Raw genomic sequence first — 22021 nt, forward strand, 5'->3', positions numbered from 1 at the left:
GTGGTCAGCCTAGGTGCTGCGCGCCGGTGGCGGCAGCCGACGGTCGCCGCCACCGGGGCCGGACCGCGAGGTACGCGGCCAGGCCCAGCGGTCCGAGCAGGATGGTCAGCAGCAGCACCGGGGCCATCACCAGCGCCGGCACCCCCCGTTCCCTGCTGTCCAACCAGGCCCAGCGCCCGACGAACAGATCGAACGCGATCATGTGCGCCCAGCCCGCCGCCGCTCCGGTGGAGGTGCCGAGCAGGTCACGCACCCCGTCCACGGTCGGTGACCGCACGGCCGTCAGCACGTCGCCGAACGCCGGGATCACCAGCAGGGCGTAGATCACCACGACCGGCAGCACGATCAGCGGCGAGGAGATGATCCGGACGGTCCACGTCCAGCGCGGCAGCAGGATCATCAGCGCCCAGAACGGCGCGGCCACCGTGAACGTCAGAGAGAAGAGCGTCTCGGTCACGCGGCCAACGCCAGTTCCGGGCGGCGTCGGCGGGCCAGCACCAGCCCGCTGGCGGCCGCCGTCGCGACCACCAGGGCCGCGACCGCGGCCAGCGTGCCGGCGTCCGGGCGCAGCAGCGGCTGTCCGCGCAGCGCCTGCCAGGTCAACAACACGATGAGTACGCCGTACGCGCTGCCCGCGACGACCAGCAGGCGGACGCGGGTACGGGCGTCCAGCCGGGTGGCGAACCGGGTCAGCAGGATCGCCAGGATCGGCAGCGCCTGGAGGGCGTGCAACCCCACGAAGTGCCCGATCCGCAGGTCACCACCCGTGGTGCTCCAGCCGACGATCGGCAAACCCGGCCCGCCGTCGGGCACACCGACGCTGTGCGCCCCGCTGATCCCCTCGATCCCCGGGTCCTGCGTCGGCAGCACCATCGGCACCGCCGCGAGCATGCCCAGCAGGGACAGGCCGAGGCCCCACCCGACGGCGGTCGCGGCGACCCGGTCGGGGATCCGCTGAATCAGGACCACGATCCCGATGACGAGGTGCGCGAAGAACAGGAACATGATCGCCAGGCCCGTCGACGCGGTCAACACGATGTTCAGGGGGGTGGAGATGTTGTAGTGGCTGGTCTCCCCGCGGAGCATCTGACCGACGATCCACGCGTTCTCGACGACCGCCACCGCGACGATGATAACGACCGCCCTCTCGACGGCCCGGCTGCGGCGGGGCAGCAGGGAGAGCATCCAGGCGAGCGTCGCGCCGTACAGCACGAAGGACACCCCGAACTTGAACGGCTTGAGCCAGATCGGCGCCCCGGTGAGGACGCGCGAGTCGGCGAAGACGCCAACCGCGGCGATGACGGTGAGCACCGCCATCACGGAGACCAGGACCATCAGTGGGCGGTTCCAGTGCGTCGCCCGACGCAGCACGGTAGTCATGCCTGTAGATGCTCGTGGCCGGTCGGTTCGAAAGCGTCCGACCGCGAGCCCCGGTTGCGGCCGGCGGTCGGAGCGGGCCTCCTCCCTGGGTAGGAGGCGAAAACCGGCCTCGGACCTCCCCGCGCCGCGCCCCAGATCCGCGAAACGGCAGCGATGCCGTCGCCATCCGAGACCGTCAGGGCCGCAGCTTGCCGTGATCGTCGAGAACAACTCTTGCCAGCCGCTCGGGGAACATGCGGCGCACACTCGCGGAGTATTCGCTTCCGTCGCCGGGCTGCGTTACGCGATCGCCGTCCACTCGCACCGGCACGGAGAGGCTCCAGCCGCCCTCGGCCCCCGGGGCTGCATCGCAGTGTGCCCACGCAAACGAGGAAGAGCCGTCGCGCCCGAGCAGTCGGACCTTGCAGGTGCCTGGTCCGCCCAGCAACTCGCTGGGCAGGAGCGTCACGAGCCGTTCCTCCTCAGCCTGAACGTCAGCCGAGTTTCGGTCCGGCAGCGGGTACGCCGCCTCGGAGCAGCCGGCGAGTAGCGCGATCGCCAGCCCGAGCCGGACGGCGTGTCGGCGAATCACCGGTGCAGCATCCCATCCGGTGGCCCTTGCGCGCCATCACCGTCCGCTTTGCGATATGCCATCCGGGCGCGTACGTCTGCTCATTCGACACAACGGTACAAAATTACCGCTTTAGGGTAAGAGTACCCATCACGACTACATCCTCCGATAGCTTTCGAAGCAGAGGAAAACTCGTATTCCTCCCTTCGTGGGCGTAAAGGAGTCAGTGATGAAGCGCAGCGTTGCGCTCGCGGCAGCCCTCCTGGCGGGTCTGACCAGCGTCGGTTCGGTCCCCGGAACGGCTCTCGCCGACGGTGGCGGCCCCGGTTACCACGACGACCGCAAGGGGGGTGACAACCACCACGGCGACGACGAGGGCGCGGTCTTCGTCCAGACCAACAAGGCCGAGGGCAACACCATCAAGGTGTACGACCGCGACGAGGACGGCCGTCTCACCAAGGCGGGTGAGTACGAGACGGGCGGGCTGGGCGGCTTCACCATCGGCGCGCCGCTCGACGCGCTCGCCTCGCAGGGCTCCCTGATCTACCACAAGGGGTTGCTCTTCGCCGTCAACGCCGGCAGCAACACCGTGACCGTCTTCGGTGTCGAGGGCACCAAGCTGCACAAGCTCCAGGTCATCTGGTCCGGGGGCCTGCTGCCGGTCAGCATCGCGGCCCGTGGCGATCTCGTCTACGTCCTCAACGCCGGTGGCGAAGGCTCGGTACAGGGCTTCGAGGTGCGCAAGGGCCACCTGTCGCGGATCGAGGACGCCAACCGGTCGCTCGGGCTGCACAACGGCAACCCGCCCGCGTTCGGCACCGCCCCGGCGCAGGTCAAGATCGACCCGGACAGCGAGTTCGTCCTGGTGTCGACAAAGGGCGCCAACGTCATGTTCAGCTACGAGATCGGTCGCCACGGCGAGCTGGCCTCGAACCCCGTCATCAGCGACGCGGGGAACACCCCGTTCGGCTTCACCTTCGACAGCGAGGACTCGCTGCTGGTCACCGAGTCGGGCGCCAACGCGGTCAGCCGGTTCGAGCTGGAGGACGACGGCACGCTCGACCAGGTCGGCGAGTCGGTGCCCAACGGTCAGCTGGCGCCGTGCTGGATCCAACGCGTCGGCGACTACTTCTTCGTCGCCAACGCCGGCAGCTCCACCATCAGCTCCTACCGGGTCAACGACGACGGCAAGCTCGAGATCGTCAAGAACGTCGCCGCCGACACCAACGGCGGGTCGATCGACATGACCGCCGAAGACGGCTTCCTGTACGTGCAGAACGCCACCGCCGGCAACGTGCAGGGCTACGAGGTGAACAAGGACGGCTCGCTGAGGCTCGTCACCACCGTGGAGGGCCTGCCGAAGTTCGAGAACGGTATCGGCATGGAGGGCATCGCCGCCTCCTGACAGGCGTCACCCGCTGGTCCCGGTCGCTCGCCGACCGGGACCAGTTCCCTGCCCGCCCCCGAGGGCCGCGCCCTGCCGATGCCCTGATCCCGACGCTAGGAACCGTCGGCCCGTCGGAGCGCGGCAGCCAACTCCGCTGAGCTGTGGTCGGCGTCGACTCCCTCGACGATGATCAACTCGCCCGCGAGGTGCCTCGTCCGCAGGGGTTTGATCTCCTGGTACGCGGGCGAGTGGTACCAGGATCGGGCACTGGCCGAATCGGGGAACTCGACGATGACCAGGTCGCCCGACCAACTACCTTCCAGCGCCTCGACCGGCCCACCGTGGACGATGAACCGGCCACCGAAGGGCACCAGAGTGGCATCGATGAGCTCTAGGTATTCCAGCACCTCGGCATGGACCGGTGCCCGGCGCAGATGAGCGAGCGCGTACGCGGTCATGGTTCTCCTTAGTTGCGGACGGGTCGTGGCCTTGCCGGAAATGATCGCGAGTGCCGGCGCTCGCTGTCGATTACGTCGCAGGTAATAGGGCGTACCCCGTTGTGGTCACTAGGGTCAGGGAGTGACGACCAGGACCAGGCCGGGCCGGGCGGTGGGGGAGCTGCTGCGCGACTGGCGTCGAGCCCGTGGGTTGAGTCAGCTCGACCTGTCGATCGGGGCCGGGGTGTCGGCCCGGCATCTGAGCTTCGTGGAAACCGGACGGTCCCGGCCGAGCCCGGACCTGATCCTGCGGCTGGCGGAGCAGCTCGACATGCCACTGGCGGAGCGCAACACGGTGCTGCTCGCCGGCGGATACGCCCCCGCCTATCCCAGTCAGGAGCTGAGCGACCCGGAACTCGCCCCGCTACGGGCCGCCGTACGGCAGATGCTCGACGGGCACAGCCCGTACCCCGCGGTACTCGTCGACCAGCACTGGCAGCTCGTCGAGGCCAACCCCGCCGTCGCCCTGTTCACCGCCGGCGCGGAACCTCACCTGCTGACCCCACCGATCAACGTGCTGCGGCTCAGCCTGCACCCCGACGGCATGGCGTCGCGAATCATCAACCTGCCCGACTGGCGGGCCCACCTGCTCGCACGCCTGCGTCAGCAGGCCGCGACGACCACCGACCCGGTCCTGTCCGACCTGCTCGAAGAACTTCGCGGCTATCCCAGTGGCGACGACGTCGTGGCGCCCACCAGCGACGACCGGTCGCGTGTCGTCATCCCACTGCGGTACCGCCACGGCGAGCGAGAGCTGTCCTTCATCAGCACCACCACCCTCTTCGGCACCCCGCTGGACGTCACAGTCGCCGGGCTGGCCGTCGAGGCATTCTTCCCCGCCGATCCGGTGACCGCCGCCGCGCTGCACGCCCTCGGCACGCCCGGAGCCGGCACGCGATGACCTCGGCGCCCAATCGGGGCGCCCTGTCGGCACACCTCGGCCGAGGCAACTCCTCCCGCGTCCACCGTGCCAGCCGTGCCGCCAGCGTTTCAGAATGAACCTATCGGTCATATTTTCCGTGTTCCCGGTGAGGGCACCCACCAGAGTCGCGGAGGCACGATGTCAACGGTTCGAACCGGTCCGGTCCTCGGACTGCTCGTGCAGATCGCGGTGCTGGCGGTGCTCGCCGGGACCGTCGGTCTCGGCACCGCGGGGTGGCTGGCCGGCCTGGCGTACGGCGTTGGCCTGTGCGTCCTGCTCGGCCGGGGGCTGTCCCGGTCGGGTGCGCGGGGCCTGAGCCCGGCCGACCGGGTGACCCTGAGTCGGGCGATCCTCGTCGGCGGCGTGACGGCCCTGGCCGCGGACGCGCTCACCCGGCCGGCGCCGATCGCGGTCATGGTCACCCTGACCGCCGTGGCGTTGGCCCTCGACGCGGTGGACGGGTACACGGCCCGACGCACCGGGACCACCAGTGAGCTGGGCGCGCGCTTCGACATGGAGATCGACTCCTTCCTGGTGCTGGTGCTCTGCCTGCACGTCGCCCCGGCGGTGGGTGGCTGGGTGCTCGCGATCGGCGCGATGCGCTACGTCTTCGTCGCCGCGAGCTGGGTGCTGGGCTGGATGCGCGGTTCCCTGCCGCCGCGCTACTGGCGCAAGGTCGTCGCGGCGATCCAGGGCGTGGTGCTGATGGTGGCCATGGGAGACGCGCTACCCGGGCCGCTGACGACCCTTGTGCTGATGGCGTCACTGGCGCTGCTGATCGAGTCGTTCGGCCGCGATGTCACGTGGCTGTGGCAGACCCGGCACCGCCGCCACACCCCGCTCCACGGCACCCCGGCCGTACCGGCCACGATGGTCCACCTGACCAGCCACCGCCCGACGGGCGCCGTGGCCCGCGGCGGGGTCGCCCGTGTCTGAGCCGCCGGTCCGCCGCACGCCTTAGTGACCATGGAAGGATGCCCGGGTTGTCGCTCTTGACGCGAGTACGTGAGCTGCCGAGCCAGAGGCGAGAGGCGATGAGGGACGGACCACCGGGTGGTACCGCCGACGACGGCACCGCAGGCGCGGGCCGCGCGAGGCGCGCCATCGTCGCCCGGCTGACGGCCGTGCTGGCCGCACTACTCGTGTTGTTCGTCCTCACCATGCCGTACGACTTCGGCCGCCTCACCCCGGCGGCGTTCGTGCGGATCCCCCTGGAGGCGCTGCTGGTCGTGGCCCTCCTGCTCGCCCTGCCGTCGCGGTGGAGCCGGCTGGTGGCCACCCTCGCCGGCGTGGCCCTCGGCCTGCTCGGCCTGCTGAAGCTGCTCGACCTGGGGTTCTCCGCCTCGCTCAGCCGGGCGTTCGACCCGGTGCTCGACTGGGCGTTGCTCGACGAGGGGTTCGCCTTCCTCAGCGAGTCCTACGGTCGGCCCGCCGCCATCGGCGCCGCGAGTGCCCTGGCGGTGGTGGTCGTGGGCCTGCCCATCCTGGTCACGTTGTCGGTGCGACGACTGCGGCGGCTGGCGATCCGGCACCGCACCGCGACGACGCGGCTCGTGGCCGCGCTGGTGGTCCTCTGGGTGGCCTGCGCCGCGTTCAACGTGCGGGTGTCGGGTCTTCCGGTCGCCGACACGTCCGCGACCACCCTGGCCAACGGCCACGGCTTCCAGGTGCGTCTGCGCCTCGACGACCGGGAGACGTTCGGCGCCCTGATCGAGGACGACCGGTTCGGCGACACACCGGGTGACCAGTTGTTGACCGCGCTGCGCGGCAAGAACGTGGTCGTCGCCTTCGTGGAGAGCTACGGCCGGGACGCCGTCGAGGACCCGGAGTTCGCGCCGCAGGTCGGTGCGGTCCTCGACGGCGGCACCAGCCGGCTGGCCGCGGCGGGGTTCGCCGCGCAGAGCGGCTTCCTCACCTCGCCGACGTTCGGTGGTGGCAGTTGGCTCGCGCACGACACCCTGCTCTCCGGCCTCTGGATCGACAACGACCAGCGGCACCGCACCCTGCTGGCGAGTGACCGGATGACCCTCAACGGCGCCTTCCGGCGGGCGAACTGGCAGACCGTGGGTGTCATGCCCGCCGTCACCCGGGCGTGGCCAGAGGGCTCCTTCTTCGGCTACGACCGGTTCTACAACGCCAAGACGCTCGCGTACCGTGGCCCGAAGTTCAGCTTCGGCACCCCGCCCGACCAGTACACCCTGGCCAGCTGGCGGCGGCTGGAGCAGGCCAGGCACGACGGCACCCCGGTGATGACGGAGTTGGCGCTGGTGTCGAGTCACGCGCCCTGGACGCCCGTCCCGCCGTTCGTCGACTGGGCCACGGTGGGCGACGGATCGGTCTTCCGTGCCGCCGGTGGGGCGTCGGACGAGCGGCGACGAAGCACCACCCAGATCCGGGCGGACTACCGGCATTCCATCGAGTACACGATGGGCTCGCTCATCTCCTACGTGCAGACCTACGGCGACGACGATCTCGTGTTCATCGTGCTCGGTGACCACCAGCCCGCCGCGGTCGTCACCGGCGAGAACGCCAGCCGCGACGTCCCGATCTCGATCATCACGCGGGACCGGGCCGTCCTGGACCGGATCTCCGGGTGGGGCTGGCAGGACGGGCTGAAGCCCGGGCCGCAGGCACCGGTCTGGCGGATGGACGCCTTCCGCGACCGCTTCCTGACCGCCTTCGGACCGTAACACCGGCCACCTCTCTCACGGACTGGACCCACACAGATGACGGCTACCACCGACACCAGGATCGCCGCGCTCCGGACCGATCCGGTGATGTCCCCGCTGCACCGGTCGCTGGACGTCTACTACGGCGACCCCGACCGCGACGCGCGGATGGACGCCTTCTACGCCCGGTTCGTCACGAGTGGGGATCTCGTCTTCGACATCGGCTCCCATGTGGGCGACCACATCGGCAGTTTCCGTCGCCTCGGAGCCCGGGTCGTCGCCGTGGAGCCGCAGCCGCTGTGTCTGCGCGCCCTGCGGGCGATCTACGCCGACGACGACCAGGTCACTCTCGTCGAAGCGGCGTGTGGCGCGCGCACCGGGCGCACCCGGTTGCACGTCAACTCCACGAACCCCACCGTGTCGACCGCCTCGCCCGGCTTCGTGCGGGCGGCGAAGGGTGCCGGCGGGTGGGAGGGCGAGGTGTGGGATGCCGACATCGAGGTGCCGGTGGTCACCGTCGACGCGCTGATCGACGAGTACGGCGTGCCGACCTTCGCCAAGATCGACGTGGAGGGCTTCGAGGACGAGGTGCTGGCCGGCCTGAGCCGGTCGCTGCCGGCGCTCTCCTTCGAGTTCACCACCATCGCGCGCCCGGTTGCCGGTCGGTGTCTCGATCGGCTGACCACGCTCGGTTTCGACGGCTTCGACGTCGCGCTGGGCGACGACAAGTCGATGACTTTCGAGCGGTGGCTGCCCGCCAGTGACATGGCGGCACACCTGCGCGACCTGCCGCACCGGGCGAATTCCGGCGACGTGTACTGCGTGACCGGTCGGCACCAGCCGGGAGCCGTGGCGAGCACCGCCGCCGTCTGAGCATCCAACCCGGCGGGATCCGACGGGGGGACTACCGCGCCAGCGGCGAGTTGCCCGGTCAGCGACGGCAGCAGGTGCTGGGCTGACCCCCTCGTACCGCATCCTTATCCTTTGCTCTGCACCCGCCGGTGCACCACGCACGGTCCGTAACTGGTGCGTCGGCGGGTGCAGAGCAAAGGATGTGTGGGCACCCCGGGCACCCGGAGCAGCGGCACCCTTCGGCGCACCGGATCGCACACCCTCCGTGGACCGCACTCGATGCTCGGCGCCTGCTGGTGTCGTGGCGGCACTCGCTATCTTGTAGCCATGAGAATGGATCCGGCTTCGGCGTACGTGGTCCGGCGGAGCCGGCTCCGGACCGGGCTGACGTTGGCGCTGTACAGCCTGTTACCGGTCACGGCCATCGTGATCGGCCTACAGGACCTGTCCGTCCGCTATCTGTTCTTCATCCTCGGGGTGCTGTTCGAGGTCATCTTCCTCGCCAGCGGACGTCGTCGCGTGCTGAGCGCGATGCGGCGGGAGGTGCTCTTCGCGATTGACGAGCAGGGTGTCTACCTGGGCCCGGATGACTTTGGTCGGCCGGCGAAGCGTGAACCCTGGTCCAATATCGACGCCATCGTCTACTTCCACGGTCGAGTGTGGACGACGAGCAACATCCCCGCTACGAACCGTAACGTGGGTATCGTCCAAGGCAACCGGATCGTTCACTCCCGGGGGATGGGCGGCTGGTGGTTGAACGTCCGGCGAGCCTCCGCGGCCGCCGCCCGGTTCGGTGGGGGAACGCCGGTGCTCAAGGCGCCATTTTACGGCCAGATTTCGCGCGAGTGGTTCCACACCATCCCCTTGCCGCCGAACTGGCTCGCCGAGCGCGCCAGACCCGGGACAAGGCACTGACCAGCGGACGACCGGCGCCCGCGCGACGTTGTCAGGACCTCAGTCGAGCACTCCGGCCTGGTGGGCGAGGATCGCCGCCTGGACCCGGTTGGTCAGGCCCAGCTTGGCCAGGATCCGGCTGATGTGGGTCTTCACCGTCGCCTCGCTCAGGTAGAGCGAGGCCGCGATCGCGGTGTTGGACAGGCCGCCGCCGACGGCGACCAGGACTTCCCGTTCCCTCTCGGTGAGCACCGCGAGGCGCTGTTCGGCGTTGCTGCGCCGATCGGAGGTCGGACCGGAGAACTGCCGAAGCAGTCTGCGGGTGACCCGCGGGGAGATCATCGCGTCGCCGCGCGCCGCGCTTCGCACCGCGTTGAGCATGTCCTCGGCGGGGGCGTCCTTCAGCAGGAAGCCGACGGCGCCGTACCGCAGCGCCGTGTGCACGTACTCGTCGAGGTCGAAGGTGGTGAGCACGACGACGTGTGGCGGACGGTCCAGCCGGGCGATCCGCTCGGTCGCCGTCAGCCCGTCGATCCGTGGCATGCGGATGTCCATGAGGACGACATCGGGTCGGAGCGTCCGCGCGAGGTCGACCGCCTCGGCGCCGTCGGACGCCTCTCCGACCACCGTGATGTCCGGGGCCGCATCGAGGATGGTGCGCAGCGTCGAGCGCACCAGCCACTCGTCGTCGACGATCAACGTCCTAGTCGGTGCCGTCATTGTCCTTCCCGGGTGCGATCGGTACCTCGACGACCAGGCGGAATCCCCCGTCCTCGGTCGGGCCAGAGGTGAGCTCCCCGCCGATCAGGTGGACGCGTTCGGCGAGGCCGAGGAGCCCGTGGCCGCCGGCCGGCAGCGGCGGGGCCGTGGCGGGCCGTCCGCGACCGTTGCTGATTGTTACCCGAAGCGACTGCCGCGTCTGCCGGACGCGTATCCGGGTCCGGGCGCCCGGCGCGTGCTTGTGCACGTTGGTCAGGGACTCCTGCACGATGCGGTAGACCGCGTGCTCGACGAGCAGCGGTAGGCGTACCCCGGTGTCGTTCTCCACGTCCAGGGTGACCGGGACGCCGAGCCGACGGGAATCCTCGACCAGCGCGTCCAACTCCGCCAGGCCGGGCTGCGGGGCGAGCGGCACGTCGTCATCGCCGCGCAGGATTCCGACCAGGGCGCGCAGTTCGGCGAGTGCCTCACGCCCGATCGCTGCGATCTGCCGCCCTCGGCTCACCGCGTCCCCGCCCCTGGCCGACTCCAGGGCGGTGGCCTGCAGCACGATCAGCGCCACCCGGTGGGCGACGACGTCGTGCATGTCGCGGGCGATGTGGGCCCGTTCGTCGCTGCGGGCCTGGGCCACCCGCTGGTGCTGTTCGCGTTCGAGCCGCTCGGCCCGCTCCCGCATCCGTTCGACCAGCTCGCGCCGGGTGCCGACGTAGAGGCCGAGGAGCGCCGGGGCAACGCACACCGCGACGGTGACCGGGATCGCTCCGTCGGCGCCGGCGTACCACCAGATCGGCGTGCCGACCAGGACCACCGAGACCAGGAGGCTGACGGTGACCTTCGGCCACGCCGTGCTGCGCTCGGCCAGCGTGTAGAGCGCGAGCATGACCGTCAGCTGGGCCGACACGAGAACGCTTGCCGCCAGCGACCCGGCCAGCAGGACGGCCGGGGCCCGTCGCCGCCGCCAGGTCAGCAGCCCGACCGCGAGGCCGAGGGGGATGCCGAGCCAGAGCGGGGGAATACGGGGGCCGAAGCCGGCGAGGGTGGGGCCGAAGAAGTCCACCCCGAACTCCCCAGTCGCCACGCACAGTGCCATGGCGACCGCCGCCACCGCGTCGATCACCGGGCGGCGGCGGAACCAGCGCACCACCTGGGCCAGGAGACGCGACGTCATGATGGTGCCAGCGTAGGGCCGACCGGCAGGCGCAGGCGTCGGTCGAAAGTTGTACGACACCCCCGTTGATCATCGCCGATAGACTGATTCGTTGTATCGGATCCGCCGACGCCCCGGGCTACCCGCCCCGGCGAGGGTTGGCGCATGGCCAGTCCACGTCTCAATCCGCGAACAACGCAGCTCGTCTTCGGTGTCTTCGCCGTCGCCGCGGGTGCCCTGATCGCGCTGCGCCCCGACCCGCCGCACCCGTTCTTCACGACCGCCGGGACGTACGGCTACGCGCTTGCCGCGGTGCTGTCGATCGGCGGCTGGCTCGCGCTCGGGCACCCCGTGCCCGCCGCCCGCATCCGGCCGGTGCTGATCGTCTTCCACCTGCTCTTCGTACCGGCGCAGTTTCTGTTCCTGCTCGCCCACGACATGCCGTGGCTCGGCATGGCGCTGTCCTCGGCGGTCGTGGTCGGCCTGAAGCCGCGTTTCCCCCGGTTGGGGCGGATGGCGCGCAAGGTCTGGCTGACGCTGCACGTCGGCATCGGGGTCGGCTGGCTGGGCATCTCGATGGGGATGCTGTTGCTGGCGGTCACCGGGGCGACGGCCGACAGCCACGAGTTGCAGCACGGGGCCTACCTGATGCTGAGCAGGTTCGACATCTTCCTGGCGATTCCGAGCGCCTTTCTGGCGATCGTCACCGGTGTCGTGGTTTCGCTCGGCACCCCCTGGGGTCTGCTCCGGCACAGGTGGGTGTTGGCCAAGCTGGTCATCGCGCTCGCCCTCCCGTTCCTCGCGGGCTTCGAGGGCCCCTGGATCGAGGAGCTGGAGGCCCGGAGCGCACCCGGCCTGATCGAGACCGGCACCACCGGGATGCTGCTGATCGGCGCCATGGGGCTGTTCGCCACCCTGCTGTGGACCGCGACGATCCTCTCCGTCTTCAAGCCCGGTGGGCGTACCCGATGGGGTCGTCGCAGGGACGAACGCCCGCCCGTTTCGAAAGGAGAAGAAAAGCCATGACCAGTGCGTACGCCATCGAGGTAGCGGCGCTGACGAAGAGGTTCGGCAAGCTCAGAGCCGTCGACGGCCTGAGCTTCACCGCCGAGTACGGCAGCGTGGTCGGCTTCATCGGCCCCAACGGTGCGGGCAAGACCACCACCATGCGCTCGCTCGTCGGGCACATCCGGCCGGACAGCGGCCGGGCGCACGTCGCCGGACGCCCCTACCGGGAGTTGGCCGACCCGTTGGGCACCGTCGGCACCGTGTTGGAGGCCAGCGCCGTGCACCCGGGCCGCACCGGTCGCAACCACCTACGGATCCTGGCCCGCCAGGCGAGGCTCCCCAAGCGGCGGGTCCAGGAGGTCATCGACAACGTCGGGCTGGAACGTGCCGCCGGTCGCCGGGTGGGCGGCTACTCGCTCGGTATGCGCCAGCGGCTCGCCCTGGCCGCGGCACTGCTCGGCGACCCCGCGATCCTGATCATCGACGAGCCCGCCAACGGGCTGGACCCCGAGGGTGTCCGCTGGCTGCGCGAGTTCCTCCGCGGCCTCGCCGCCGAGGGGCGTGCCGTGCTGGTGTCCAGCCACGGGCTGGCCGAGCTCGCGCTGATGGTCGACAAGGCGGTCGTGGTCGGGCACGGCCAGCTCATCGCCCAGGAGACGCTCGCCGGGCTCAGAAAGCTCGCCGGCGATCCGACGGTGCAGATCAGTGTCCCCGAGCCGGACCGTCTCGCCGTCCTGCTGGCCGAACGGGGCCACCAGGTCCTCGAACGCACCGGAGTCACCCTCACCGTCGCCGGAAACGACAGCCGCGCCGTCGGCCGAGTCGCCTTCGACCACGGCATCGGGGTGGACCGTCTTCTCGTTGACGAACCCTCACTGGAAGAGGCGTACTTCCGCCTCACCAGCGGAAAGGAATCGATCCGATGATCGCACTGACCCGCGCCGAGCTGATGAAACTGCGTACCGTGCGGTCGACCTGGGCGGTGCTTCTCGTCCTCCCGGTCGTGGCCTTCGTCAGCCTGCTGGATGCCGCACTGGACCCGGTCGAGGACAACACGAGCGTCGTCGACTTCATGGACGTCTCGCTCGTCGTGGTGGGCGTGGTCGTGGCCGCCCTGGCCGCGGCCGTGGTCGGCAGTGAGTTCGTCCGCCGGACGGTGGGCCTCGACTACCTGGCGGTGCCGCGGCGGTTCCCCGTGCTCGGCGCCAAGGTGTCGGCGTTCGCCTGCGTCGGCGCCGTCCTCGGGCTGCTGTCCGCGCTGCTGGCGACAGCGGTGGTCACACCCATCGCGATCGGACGAGAAGTCGTGCTCGACGGGCCCGGCGATGCTGTTCTTCGTATCCTGGCCGTCACGGCGGCGATCGCCGTGCTCGGCGCGCTCGGCGCCGCCATCGGGGTACTGATGCCCCATCCGGCCGTCGCCGTGGGGGCCATCATCGGGTGGCAGTTCGTCGAGATGCTCCTCGGTTTTGCCTTCGGGATCGGTGACTACCTGCCCATCGGCCTCATCACGACAGTCGCCCAGCTGGGCGGCACGGTGGCGTTGCCGGTGGCGTTCGGAGTCCTGTTCCTGTACGCCGGGAGCGCCGTGGGCGTCGCCCTGCTCGTCGCTTGGCGTCGCGACCTGACCTGAACCGAGCGCGGAGCTAGTGTTCGTAACCGGGATCCGCCAGACTGCGCGGTATGCGTGATCATTGGCGCCGGTGGGCGTGGGTCGGGGTGCTCGTCGTCGGGCTGATCCTCTACATGGCGGTGCTGCGTACCCTGGTCAGCACCAAGAATCCGAACTTCGTTCCGGCGCTGATCCTGCTCGGGGCGACGCTGGTGCCGCTGACGTTCCTGACGTTCGCGCAGGCCCGCACCGGGCGGTGGCAGGTGCCGGCGTCGGTGCTGGTGACGTCGGCGTTCTTCGGCGGGGTGATCGGCACGGTGGTCGCCGGCACACTGGAGTACGACACCCTGCGCGGCCTCGGCACCCTGCCCATGCTGTTCGTGGCGCTGATCGAGGAGTCGGCGAAGCTGATCGTCCCGGTGGTGCTGCTGTTCACGGTGGTGGCCCAGCATCGTCGTCGGGTGCCCTCCGACGGGCTGATCATCGGCATCGCCGCCGGCATGGGTTTCGCCGCACTGGAGACGATGGGTTACGCCTTCAGCGCGCTGTTGAGTTCGCAGGGCAACATCGGCGCGGTGGAGCAGACGCTCTTCATCCGGGGTCTGACGGCGCCCGCCGGTCACACCGCCTGGACCGGGCTGACCGCCGGTGCGCTGTGGGCGTTGCTGGCGAGCCCGAGCGTCGGTCGGCTGTTCGGGTTCCTCGGCACGTTCCTGGGTGTCGTCGTCCTGCACACCCTCTGGGACACGTTCTCCGGCTCCCTGGTCTTCGTCGTGCTGGCGATCATCAGCATCGGCTGGCTGCTCTGGGAGCTGCGCCGCTACCGGACCTTCGGCGACCAGCACGTGGGCCGGCTGCAACCGAGCTGACCTGCGCCGTCCTCCATGCCTTCCCCGGCCCGTACGAAGGGCCGGGGGAGGCATGACTTCGTGATCCCGCTGCGACCGGGCCGGCACCTCATCTAACGTCAGAGTGTTCATATTTGGCGGGATTGGTCGGGAAGGTGCGGCGATGGGGGTGCGGACCTGGATCGAGGGCTGGCCGGTCTACCGCCAGCTCACCGGCACCGACCCGCTCGGGCGGGGTACGGCGGCCGAGTCCGACGGGTCCCGGGCGCTCACCGCCCGCACCGACACCGCCGACTCGATGGCCCGGTCCGTCTGCCCGTACTGCGCCGTCGGTTGTGGGCAGCGGGTGTTCGTGAAGGACGGCCAGGTCAGCCAGATCGAGGGCGATCCGGACAGCCCGATCTCGCGGGGTCGGCTCTGCCCGAAGGGCTCGGCCAGCAGGAGCCTGGTGACCAGCCCGCTGCGGCAGACCACGGTCCGCTACCGGCGGCCGTACGGCACCGAGTGGGAGGACCTCGACCTCGACACGGCGATGCACATGATCGCCGATCGGGTCCTGGCCGCCCGGGACGAGACCTGGGAGGACGTCGACGCCGAGGGTCGACCGCTGAACCGGACGCTTGGCTTTTCCAGTCTGGGTGGGGCGACGCTGGACAACGAGGAGAACTACCTCATCAAGAAGTTGTTCACCGCGATGGGGGCGCTCCAGATCGAGAACCAGGCCCGTATTTGACACTCCGCCACCGTCCCCGGTCTGGGGACCAGCTTCGGTCGTGGCGGTGCCACCCAGTTCCAGCAGGATCTGTCGAACTCCGACGTGATCGTCATCCAGGGCTCGAACATGGCTGAGGCGCACCCGGTGGGCTTCCAGTGGGTGATGGAGGCCAAGCGCAAGGGCGCGAAGGTCTTCCACGTCGACCCCCGCTTCACCCGCACCAGCGCGCTTGCCGACTCGTACCTGCCGATCCGGGCCGGCACCGACATCGCGCTGCTCGGCGGGGTGATCCGCTACATCCTGGACAACGAGCTGGACTTCCGGGAGTACGTCGTGGCCTACACCAACGCGGCGACGATCGTGACCGAGGAGTACGCCGACACCGAGGACCTGCACGGCCTGTTCTCCGGCTTCAACGACGACAACGCCACCTACGACCAGGCCAGTTGGCGGTACCAGGGCCACTCGCAGAACCAGACGACCCGCGACAGCGAGACGCAGCGGGAGACCGCGGCCGGGCTGGAGAACGAGTCGCACGGCGCACCGGTCGGCGGGCAGACCGAACGCGACGAGACGTTGCAGGACCCGCGCTGCGTCTACCAGATCCTCAAGCGGCACTACTCCCGCTACACGCCGGAGATGGTGGAACGGGTCTGCGGCATCCCGCAGGACAAGTTCCTCGAACTGGCCCGGGCGTGGACGGAGAACTCCGGCCGGGACCGCACCGGCATGCTCGTCTACTCCGTCGGGTGGACGCAGCACAGCGTGGGTGTGCAGTACATCCGCACCGGCGCGATCATCCAACTGCTGCTGGGTAACGTGGGCCGCCCGGGTGGCGGGGTGATGGCCCTGCGGGGACACGCCAGCATCCAGGGCTCCACCGACATCCCGACGTTGTTCAACCTGCTGCCCGGCTACCTGCCGATGCCGCACCACGCCAACCACCCGACCCTGGCCAAGTGGGTGGACAGCATCGCGCACCCGGGGCAGAAGGGCTTCTGGGGCAACGCCCGCACCTACGGGGTCAACCTGCTCAAGGCGTACTGGGGTGACGCCGCCACCGCCGAGAATGACTTCTGCTACGGCTACCTGCCGCGAATGACCGGTGATCACGGCACGTACCAGCAGGTGCTCGACATGATCGACGGGAAGATCAAGGGGTACTTCCTGCTGGGTCAGAACCCGGCGGTCGGCTCGGCGCACGGCCGCGCGCAGCGGCTCGGTATGGCCAACCTGGACTGGCTGGTGGTCCGGGACCTGTTCGAGATCGAGAGCGCCACGTTCTGGAAGAACGCACCGGAGATCGAGACCGGCGAGATCGTGACGGGGGAGTGCCGCACGGAGGTGTTCTTCCTGCCGGCCGCCTCGCACGTGGAGAAGGAGGGCACGTTCACCCAGACGCAGCGGCTGTTGCAGTGGCGGGAGAAGGCCGTTGAGCCGCCGGGCGACGCCCGCTCCGAGCTGTGGTTCTTCTACCATCTCGGGCGGATCGTCCGGGAACGGCTGGCGTCGTCGACCCGGCCACGCGACCGCGCCCTGCTCGACCTCAACTGGCACTACCCCACGCACGGTCCGCACGCGGAGCCGAGCGCCGAGGCGGTGCTCTACGAGATCAACGGGTACGACGTGGCGACCGGCCGGCCGCTGTCGTCGTTCACCGAGATGAAGGCCGACGGCTCGACTGCCGGCGGTTGCTGGATCTACACCGGGGTGTACGCCGACGGCGTGAACCAGGCCGCCCGCCGCAAACCCGGCGCCGAACAGTCCCTGGTGGCCCCGGAGTGGGGGTGGGCGTGGCCGGCGAACCGGCGGATCCTCTACAACCGTGCCTCCGCCGACCCGGACGGCAACCCGTGGAGTGAGCGCAAGCGCTACGTGTGGTGGGACGCGGAGAAGTCCGAGTGGACCGGCTACGACGTGCCGGACTTCGAGAAGACCAAACCGCCGTCGTACCGGCCGGAGCGCGACGCGTCGGGCGTGGCGGGCATCGCGGGCGACGACCCGTTCATCCTCCAGGGCGACGGGAAGGGCTGGCTGTACGCGCCGACCGGCGTGCTCGACGGGCCGCTGCCGACGCACTACGAGCCGGTGGAGTCGCCGGTGCGCAACCCGCTCTACCGGCAGCAGGCCAACCCGACCCGCAAGGTCTACACGCACCCGATCAACACGCTCAACCCGAGCCCACCAGAACCACACAGTCAGGTCTTCCCGTACGTGTTCACGGTCAGCCGGCTCACCGAGCACCACACCGCCGGCGGGATGAGCCGGACCGTGCGGACGCTTGCCGAACTGCAACCGGAGATGTTCGTCGAGGTGTCGCCGGAGTTGGCGGTCGAACGCGGGCTCACCCACCTGGGCTGGGCGCACCTGGTGACCGCCCGTGCGGCCATCGAGGCGAAGGTGCTGGTGACCGACCGGCTCACGCCGCTGCGGGTGGACGGTCGGATCATCCACCAGGTGTGGTTGCCGTACCACTTCGGTTTCGAGGGTCTGGTGACCGGCGACTCGGCCAACGACCTGTTCGGCATCAGCCTGGACCCGAACGTCCTGATCCAGGAGAGCAAGGTCGGCACCTGCGACATCCGGCCGGGGCGCCGCCCCCGAGGGCTGAAGCTGCAGGAACTCGTCATCGACTACCGCCGGCGGTCCGGGGATCTCAGCCCGCACTACCCGCCGCAGGTCACGACCGACTCCGCCGACGGCGGCCCGGACCAGGAGGTCTGACCCATGCCCCACGCCAACGCCCTGTACGGGCCACTGGATCCGGCGCCAGACGCCGGTTACGAGGACGCGCCGCCGCGGATGGGGTTCTTCACCGACACCAGCGTGTGCATCGGCTGCAAGGCCTGCGAGGTCGCCTGCAAGGAGTGGAACCTCGTCCCGGAGAGCGGCCTGGACCTGCTCGGCATGTCCTACGACAACACCGGCGCGTTGACCGCGAACTCGTGGCGGCACGTCGCGTTCGTCGAGCAGCCCCGCCGGGCCGGCCTGGCGACCCCGGCGTTCGCGCACACCCCGGACGGGCCGGCGGTCAGCCCGGCGACGGCGACGCTCGGTGCGCTGACAAGCGTCGACACCGGAACGAACCCGGGTCTGCCCACCGGCTCGCCCGCGGCGGCGGCCCGCATGTCGGCCGGCACCGCACCGGAGTTCCTGGGGATGCCGGGTGCGCAGCCGCCGGGTCGGGGCACGGGCGTCGAGGAGCGCACCGACTTCCGGTGGTTGATGATGTCGGACGTCTGTAAGCACTGCACGCATGCGGCGTGTCTGGATGTGTGTCCGACGGGTTCGTTGTTCCGCACGGAGTTCGGCACGGTGGTGGTGCAGGAGGACATCTGCAACGGGTGCGGTTACTGCATTTCGGCGTGTCCGTACGGGGTGATCGACCAGCGTAAGGATGACGGTCGGGCGTGGAAGTGCACGTTGTGCTACGACCGGTTGGGTGCGGGGATGACGCCGGCGTGTGCGCAGGCGTGTCCGACCGAGTCGATCCAGTACGGGCCCCTCGACGAGCTGCGGGAGCGGGCCGCCGCCCGGGTCGAGACGCTGCACAATCGGGGGGTCCCCGAGGCCCGGTTGTACGGGCATGATCCGCATGATGGCGTGGGCGGTGACGGGGCGTTCTTCCTGCTGTTGGACGAGCCCGAGGTGTACGGGCTGCCACCCGACCCGGTGGTGACGACCCGCGACCTGCCGGCCATGTGGAAACGCGCCGGCCTCGCCGCCCTCACCATGGCAGCCGCCACCGTGTTCGCCTTCGCCGGTGGTCGGCCATGACCGACACGCCCCCGAACGAGCCGGCCGGCGCCCGGTTCCGCGAGTTCCAGGACCGTCTCGACCAGGCCGTCGGGCAGCGCCAGCGCGGCCGGGGGCGCGGTCACGACGGTGAGCAACTGACCGTGCCGGTGGCCGACTTCGCCTCCTACTACGGCCGACCGATCCTCAAACCGCCGGTGTGGAAGCACGACATCGCCGGTTACCTGTTCACCGGGGGCCTGGCCGCCGGCGGCGCGCTGATCGGCGCGGGCGCCCAACTGACCGGGCGGCCCGCCCTGCGTCGGGTGGGGCGGTGGACGGCCCTCGGCGGCGTCACCGCCAGCGCGTATCTGCTGGTGCACGACCTCGGCCGGCCGGAGCGGTTCCACCACATGCTCCGGGTCGCCAAGCTGACCTCGCCGATGTCCGTCGGCACCTGGATCCTCACCGCGTTCGGCCCGGCCGCCGGTGTGGCCGCGATCGCCGAGCTGGCACCCCGGCTCCCCGAGCATGGTCTTCTCGGACTCGCCCGCCGGCTGGCGCCGACCGTCGGCGACGTCGCCGGACTGGCCTCGGCGGTCACCGCCCCGGCGCTCGCCACGTACACCGGCGTGCTGCTGTCCGACACCGCCGTGCCTGCCTGGCACGAGGCGTACCCCTTCATGCCGTTCGTCTTCGGTGGCAGCGCGCTCGCCGCCGCCACCGGGGTCGGACTTATCGCGGTACCCACGGCCCAGACCGCTCCGCTGCGACGACTCGCCGTCGTGGCGGCGACCATCAAGTATCTCGGCGGTCGCCGGATGGAGCGGATGGGCCTGGTCGGTGAGCCCTACCGGCAGGGTCGCAGCGGCCGTCTGGTCCGGGCGGGAGACGTGCTGCTGGGCGTGGGCACCGTCGCCGCGTTGTTCAGCCGGCGGAGCCGGGTCCTGTCCGCGCTCTCCGGCGCCGCACTTGTCGCGTCGTCGGTCGCCACCCGCTTCGGCGTCTTCGAGGCGGGCATGGCGTCGGCGCGCGACCCGAAGTACACGGTCGTGCCGCAACGGGAGCGACGCGACCGCAGGGAGGGCCGGTCGCCGGCCGAGAAGGGGACGTAACTCGACCAGCAGGCGCCAGCCAATGAGCCAGCAGACGGGGGACTCAGCTCATGGCACACACCGCAACCGACAAGGGAAGATCCGCGCCGACGCGGGGCCGCTGGGGTCTCGTTGTCGCCGGGGTGCTCGTCCAACTCGCGCTCGGCGCGGTGTACGCGTGGAGCGTGTTCAACAAGCCGCTACAGGACGAGTTCGGCTGGGCCAAGTGGGAGGCCGTGCTGCCGTTCGAGGTGGCGATCGGCACGATCTTCATCGGCAGCCTGATCGGCGGACGCATCCAGGACCGGCGCGGCCCGCGACCTGTCGCGCTCGGCGGTGGGGTGCTCTACGCGGTCGGCAACATGCTCGCCTCGCTCACGTCGTCGGAGGACGACCTGTGGTTGCTGGTGCTCACCTACGGCGTGCTGGGCGGCATCGGTTTGGGGGCCGCCTACATCACCCCCATCGCGATGCTCGCCAAGTGGTTCCCGGACCGGCGTGGCCTGATCACCGGCATCGCGGTCGCCGGGTTCGGCTTCGGCGCGGTGATCGTCGCACCGGTGGCGAAGGGGCTGCTCAACGGCACCGACGACCCCACCCACGTGTTCTTCCCACTGGGCGTCGCGTACCTGATCGCGATCCTGCTCGGGGCGTCGTTCTTCCGTAACCCGCCGGCGGGCTACCAGGTGCCCGGGTTCACGCCGAAGACCGCTGGTCGAGCCCTCGCCGGTACCCGGGTCTACACCCTGCGCGAGGCCCTGCGCACCCGGCAGTGGTACCTGCTCACCGGCATCCTCGCGCTCAACGTCACCTGTGGCATCGCGCTGATCTCGCAGGCGTCCGACGCCGCCCAGGTGATCACCGGGGCCAGTGCGGCGGCCGCCGCCACCCTGGTCGGCGTGCTCGGTCTGTTCAACGGGGCCGGGCGGGTGGCCTGGGCGTGGTTGTCCGACCGCACCGGGCGGATGCCGGCGTTCCTCGGGATGCTCCTGCTCCAGGCGATCTGCTTCTTCATCCTGCCGCACGCCGCGTCGCTGGCGCTCTTCGCGGTCCTGGCCGCACTCGTCTACCTGGCGTACGGCGGCGGTTTCGGGACGATGCCCGCCACCGCGGCCGACTACTTCGGCACCCCCAACGGCGGTGCCATCTACGGCGCGATGATCGTGGCCTGGAGCATCGGAGGGGTGGTCGGCCCGCTTGTCACGTCGCTGCTCTACGAGGCGAGCGGCAAGAGCTACACCCTGCCGTTCACGGTCATCGCGATCGTCGCCCTGATCGCCCTGGTCCTGCCGCCGATCACCCGGATGCCCTCCGACCCAGAACCGTCCCGGTCGCGCTGACGCGGCGCCCGCCCGACCTCGTCGATCATGGAGTTGTGGTGGGGGACAAACTCCTCGGTGTCCGCCAAGTCAGGCACCACAACTCCATGATCGACCCCGCTGGGGGTCTGGGGCCGGGGTCAGCTGTTGCGGGCGAAGCCTCCCTTGGGGGCGATGATCTCCAGGTTCGTGCCGTCGGGGTCGTTGAAGTACGCGACCTCGGTGCCGACGGCGGCCGGCGGGTTCACCTCGCCCGCCGCGAAGGTGTACGGCTGCCCGAGGAACTCGAACCCGGCCTCGCTCATCCGGTCGAACACCGCGCGCACGTCGTCGACCTGGAAGCACAGGTGCATCGAGCCGGGCCGGTTGGCCGCGACCTGGGCGACGTCACCGACCGGCTCCTGGAACTGGATCAGGTCGATGCCGAGGTTGTCGAGGTTGAACGTGGCGTACCGCAGCTTCGTCGTCGGCAGTCCCTGCGACTGCGCGAACCCGGCACCGTGCATGCTCTCGTCCCGGACGACCGGGTCCGCACCGAGGAGCGCCTGGTAGAACGCGACCGAGCGGTCGAGGTCACGCACCGCGATCCCGACGTGCGCGGCCGACCTGAGGCCGATGGACACCGACGAGGGGTTCGGGACTGCCATGGTGACTCGCTCCTTACCAGCGTTC

Annotated in this window: 20 protein-coding genes and 1 pseudogene; 14 read left to right on the forward strand and 7 right to left on the reverse strand. The window is 70.1% G+C overall.

Annotated features, from left to right (window positions below):
• Positions 1-4: 4 nt before the first annotated feature.
• The 3 genes from AB0B14_RS01670 to AB0B14_RS01680 form a co-directional block, all read right to left on the reverse strand.
• Positions 5-457 carry an ABA4-like family protein gene (locus tag AB0B14_RS01670; protein ID WP_357520620.1) on the reverse strand — a complete coding sequence of 151 codons (453 nt, stop codon included), beginning with the start codon at positions 455-457 and terminating at the stop codon, positions 5-7.
• The gene (locus AB0B14_RS01675) at positions 454-1380 is read right to left on the reverse strand and encodes a hypothetical protein (protein WP_357064036.1); all 927 of its coding nucleotides are present in this window, start codon (positions 1378-1380) and stop codon (positions 454-456) included. Before AB0B14_RS01675 ends, AB0B14_RS01670 begins: the two co-directional genes overlap by 4 nt.
• A gap of 175 nt (positions 1381-1555) precedes the next feature.
• Positions 1556-1951: a hypothetical protein gene (locus AB0B14_RS01680; protein WP_357520622.1), complete on the reverse strand. Its 396-nt coding sequence runs from the start codon at positions 1949-1951 to the stop codon at positions 1556-1558.
• Positions 1952-2159: 208 nt separating this feature from the next.
• Between AB0B14_RS01680 and AB0B14_RS01685 the strand changes: the two genes are divergently transcribed.
• The gene (locus tag AB0B14_RS01685; RefSeq protein ID WP_357520624.1) at positions 2160-3335 is read left to right on the forward strand and encodes a beta-propeller fold lactonase family protein; all 1176 of its coding nucleotides are present in this window, start codon (positions 2160-2162) and stop codon (positions 3333-3335) included.
• A 95-nt stretch (positions 3336-3430) separates the two neighbouring features.
• On the opposite strand, the gene AB0B14_RS01690 is transcribed toward AB0B14_RS01685, so the two are convergent.
• Positions 3431-3775 (reverse strand): DUF1330 domain-containing protein, encoded by a 345-nt coding sequence (locus AB0B14_RS01690; RefSeq protein WP_357064027.1) that lies wholly within the window; start codon positions 3773-3775, stop codon positions 3431-3433.
• Between the two features lie 121 nt (positions 3776-3896).
• On the opposite strand from AB0B14_RS01690, the gene AB0B14_RS01695 reads away from it, so the two are divergent.
• The 5 genes and pseudogenes from AB0B14_RS01695 to AB0B14_RS01715 all read left to right on the forward strand — a co-directional run bounded on the left by AB0B14_RS01695 (position 3897) and on the right by AB0B14_RS01715 (position 9172).
• Complete coding sequence (locus AB0B14_RS01695; RefSeq protein WP_357520625.1) at positions 3897-4715, forward strand: helix-turn-helix transcriptional regulator; 819 nt, start codon at positions 3897-3899, stop codon at positions 4713-4715.
• A 159-nt stretch (positions 4716-4874) separates the two neighbouring features.
• A pseudogene (locus AB0B14_RS01700) lies at positions 4875-5583 on the forward strand (CDP-alcohol phosphatidyltransferase family protein); the annotation flags it as partial.
• A 187-nt stretch (positions 5584-5770) separates the two neighbouring features.
• Positions 5771-7426, forward strand: coding sequence for a sulfatase (locus AB0B14_RS01705; RefSeq protein ID WP_357520627.1), 1656 nt, complete (start codon positions 5771-5773; stop codon positions 7424-7426).
• Between the two features lie 36 nt (positions 7427-7462).
• On the forward strand, positions 7463-8278 hold the full coding sequence (locus AB0B14_RS01710; protein WP_357520629.1) for an FkbM family methyltransferase: 816 nt from the start codon (positions 7463-7465) through the stop codon (positions 8276-8278).
• Between the two features lie 369 nt (positions 8279-8647).
• The gene (locus tag AB0B14_RS01715; RefSeq protein WP_357064017.1) at positions 8648-9172 is read left to right on the forward strand and encodes a hypothetical protein; all 525 of its coding nucleotides are present in this window, start codon (positions 8648-8650) and stop codon (positions 9170-9172) included.
• Between the two features lie 39 nt (positions 9173-9211).
• Here AB0B14_RS01715 and AB0B14_RS01720 read toward each other — a convergent pair whose 3' ends face one another.
• Positions 9212-9871 carry a response regulator transcription factor gene (locus AB0B14_RS01720; RefSeq protein WP_357064014.1) on the reverse strand — a complete coding sequence of 220 codons (660 nt, stop codon included), beginning with the start codon at positions 9869-9871 and terminating at the stop codon, positions 9212-9214.
• Complete coding sequence (locus AB0B14_RS01725; RefSeq protein WP_357520631.1) at positions 9855-11039, reverse strand: histidine kinase; 1185 nt, start codon at positions 11037-11039, stop codon at positions 9855-9857. The genes AB0B14_RS01720 and AB0B14_RS01725 overlap by 17 nt, the downstream gene beginning before the upstream one ends.
• Before the next feature lie 144 nt (positions 11040-11183).
• Here AB0B14_RS01725 and AB0B14_RS01730 point away from each other — a divergent pair, with 144 nt between their 5' ends.
• The 8 genes from AB0B14_RS01730 to AB0B14_RS01765 all read left to right on the forward strand — a co-directional run bounded on the left by AB0B14_RS01730 (position 11184) and on the right by AB0B14_RS01765 (position 21370).
• Positions 11184-12044 (forward strand): hypothetical protein, encoded by an 861-nt coding sequence (locus AB0B14_RS01730; protein WP_357064008.1) that lies wholly within the window; start codon positions 11184-11186, stop codon positions 12042-12044.
• On the forward strand, positions 12041-12952 hold the full coding sequence (locus tag AB0B14_RS01735) for an ATP-binding cassette domain-containing protein (protein WP_357064005.1): 912 nt from the start codon (positions 12041-12043) through the stop codon (positions 12950-12952). Before AB0B14_RS01730 ends, AB0B14_RS01735 begins: the two co-directional genes overlap by 4 nt.
• Positions 12949-13659: a hypothetical protein gene (locus AB0B14_RS01740; RefSeq protein WP_357520633.1), complete on the forward strand. Its 711-nt coding sequence runs from the start codon at positions 12949-12951 to the stop codon at positions 13657-13659. Before AB0B14_RS01735 ends, AB0B14_RS01740 begins: the two co-directional genes overlap by 4 nt.
• Before the next feature lie 50 nt (positions 13660-13709).
• The gene (locus AB0B14_RS01745; RefSeq protein WP_357063999.1) at positions 13710-14507 is read left to right on the forward strand and encodes a PrsW family intramembrane metalloprotease; all 798 of its coding nucleotides are present in this window, start codon (positions 13710-13712) and stop codon (positions 14505-14507) included.
• 142 nt (positions 14508-14649) lie between these two features.
• Positions 14650-17925 carry a formate dehydrogenase gene (gene fdh / locus AB0B14_RS01750; protein ID WP_357520635.1) on the forward strand — a complete coding sequence of 1092 codons (3276 nt, stop codon included), beginning with the start codon at positions 14650-14652 and terminating at the stop codon, positions 17923-17925.
• A gap of 3 nt (positions 17926-17928) precedes the next feature.
• The gene (locus tag AB0B14_RS01755) at positions 17929-18978 is read left to right on the forward strand and encodes a 4Fe-4S dicluster domain-containing protein (RefSeq protein WP_357063992.1); all 1050 of its coding nucleotides are present in this window, start codon (positions 17929-17931) and stop codon (positions 18976-18978) included.
• Entirely contained in the window at positions 18975-20051 is a 1077-nt protein-coding gene (gene nrfD / locus AB0B14_RS01760) for an NrfD/PsrC family molybdoenzyme membrane anchor subunit (protein WP_357063989.1), read from the forward strand. Before AB0B14_RS01755 ends, nrfD begins: the two co-directional genes overlap by 4 nt.
• 50 nt (positions 20052-20101) lie before the next feature.
• Positions 20102-21370, forward strand: a complete 1269-nt coding sequence (locus tag AB0B14_RS01765; protein ID WP_357520637.1) for an OFA family MFS transporter — start codon at positions 20102-20104, stop codon at positions 21368-21370.
• A 119-nt stretch (positions 21371-21489) separates the two neighbouring features.
• Here AB0B14_RS01765 and AB0B14_RS01770 read toward each other — a convergent pair whose 3' ends face one another.
• On the reverse strand, positions 21490-21996 hold the full coding sequence (locus AB0B14_RS01770; RefSeq protein ID WP_357520639.1) for a VOC family protein: 507 nt from the start codon (positions 21994-21996) through the stop codon (positions 21490-21492).
• Between the last annotated feature and the right edge of the window lie 25 nt (positions 21997-22021).

Origin of the sequence: Micromonospora sp. NPDC049171, from assembly GCF_040648275.1 — a bacterium.
Classification (GTDB): domain Bacteria; phylum Actinomycetota; class Actinomycetes; order Mycobacteriales; family Micromonosporaceae; genus Micromonospora.

What these genes read in the sequence shown, in the direction of transcription:
- AB0B14_RS01765 (WP_357520637.1), top strand. Translation starts at nt 20,102, where the DNA reads ATGGCACACACCGCAACCGACAAGGGAAGATCCGCGCCGACGCGGGGC.
- AB0B14_RS01690 (WP_357064027.1), bottom strand. Translation starts at nt 3,775, where the DNA reads ATGACCGCGTACGCGCTCGCTCATCTGCGCCGGGCACCGGTCCATGCC.
- AB0B14_RS01720 (WP_357064014.1), bottom strand. Translation starts at nt 9,871, where the DNA reads ATGACGGCACCGACTAGGACGTTGATCGTCGACGACGAGTGGCTGGTG.
- AB0B14_RS01725 (WP_357520631.1), bottom strand. Translation starts at nt 11,039, where the DNA reads ATGACGTCGCGTCTCCTGGCCCAGGTGGTGCGCTGGTTCCGCCGCCGC.
- AB0B14_RS01710 (WP_357520629.1), top strand. Translation starts at nt 7,463, where the DNA reads ATGACGGCTACCACCGACACCAGGATCGCCGCGCTCCGGACCGATCCG.
- AB0B14_RS01740 (WP_357520633.1), top strand. Translation starts at nt 12,949, where the DNA reads ATGATCGCACTGACCCGCGCCGAGCTGATGAAACTGCGTACCGTGCGG.
- nrfD (WP_357063989.1), top strand. Translation starts at nt 18,975, where the DNA reads ATGACCGACACGCCCCCGAACGAGCCGGCCGGCGCCCGGTTCCGCGAG.
- AB0B14_RS01685 (WP_357520624.1), top strand. Translation starts at nt 2,160, where the DNA reads ATGAAGCGCAGCGTTGCGCTCGCGGCAGCCCTCCTGGCGGGTCTGACC.
- AB0B14_RS01755 (WP_357063992.1), top strand. Translation starts at nt 17,929, where the DNA reads ATGCCCCACGCCAACGCCCTGTACGGGCCACTGGATCCGGCGCCAGAC.
- AB0B14_RS01735 (WP_357064005.1), top strand. Translation starts at nt 12,041, where the DNA reads ATGACCAGTGCGTACGCCATCGAGGTAGCGGCGCTGACGAAGAGGTTC.
- AB0B14_RS01730 (WP_357064008.1), top strand. Translation starts at nt 11,184, where the DNA reads ATGGCCAGTCCACGTCTCAATCCGCGAACAACGCAGCTCGTCTTCGGT.
- AB0B14_RS01675 (WP_357064036.1), bottom strand. Translation starts at nt 1,380, where the DNA reads ATGACTACCGTGCTGCGTCGGGCGACGCACTGGAACCGCCCACTGATG.
- AB0B14_RS01770 (WP_357520639.1), bottom strand. Translation starts at nt 21,996, where the DNA reads ATGGCAGTCCCGAACCCCTCGTCGGTGTCCATCGGCCTCAGGTCGGCC.
- AB0B14_RS01705 (WP_357520627.1), top strand. Translation starts at nt 5,771, where the DNA reads ATGAGGGACGGACCACCGGGTGGTACCGCCGACGACGGCACCGCAGGC.
- AB0B14_RS01745 (WP_357063999.1), top strand. Translation starts at nt 13,710, where the DNA reads ATGCGTGATCATTGGCGCCGGTGGGCGTGGGTCGGGGTGCTCGTCGTC.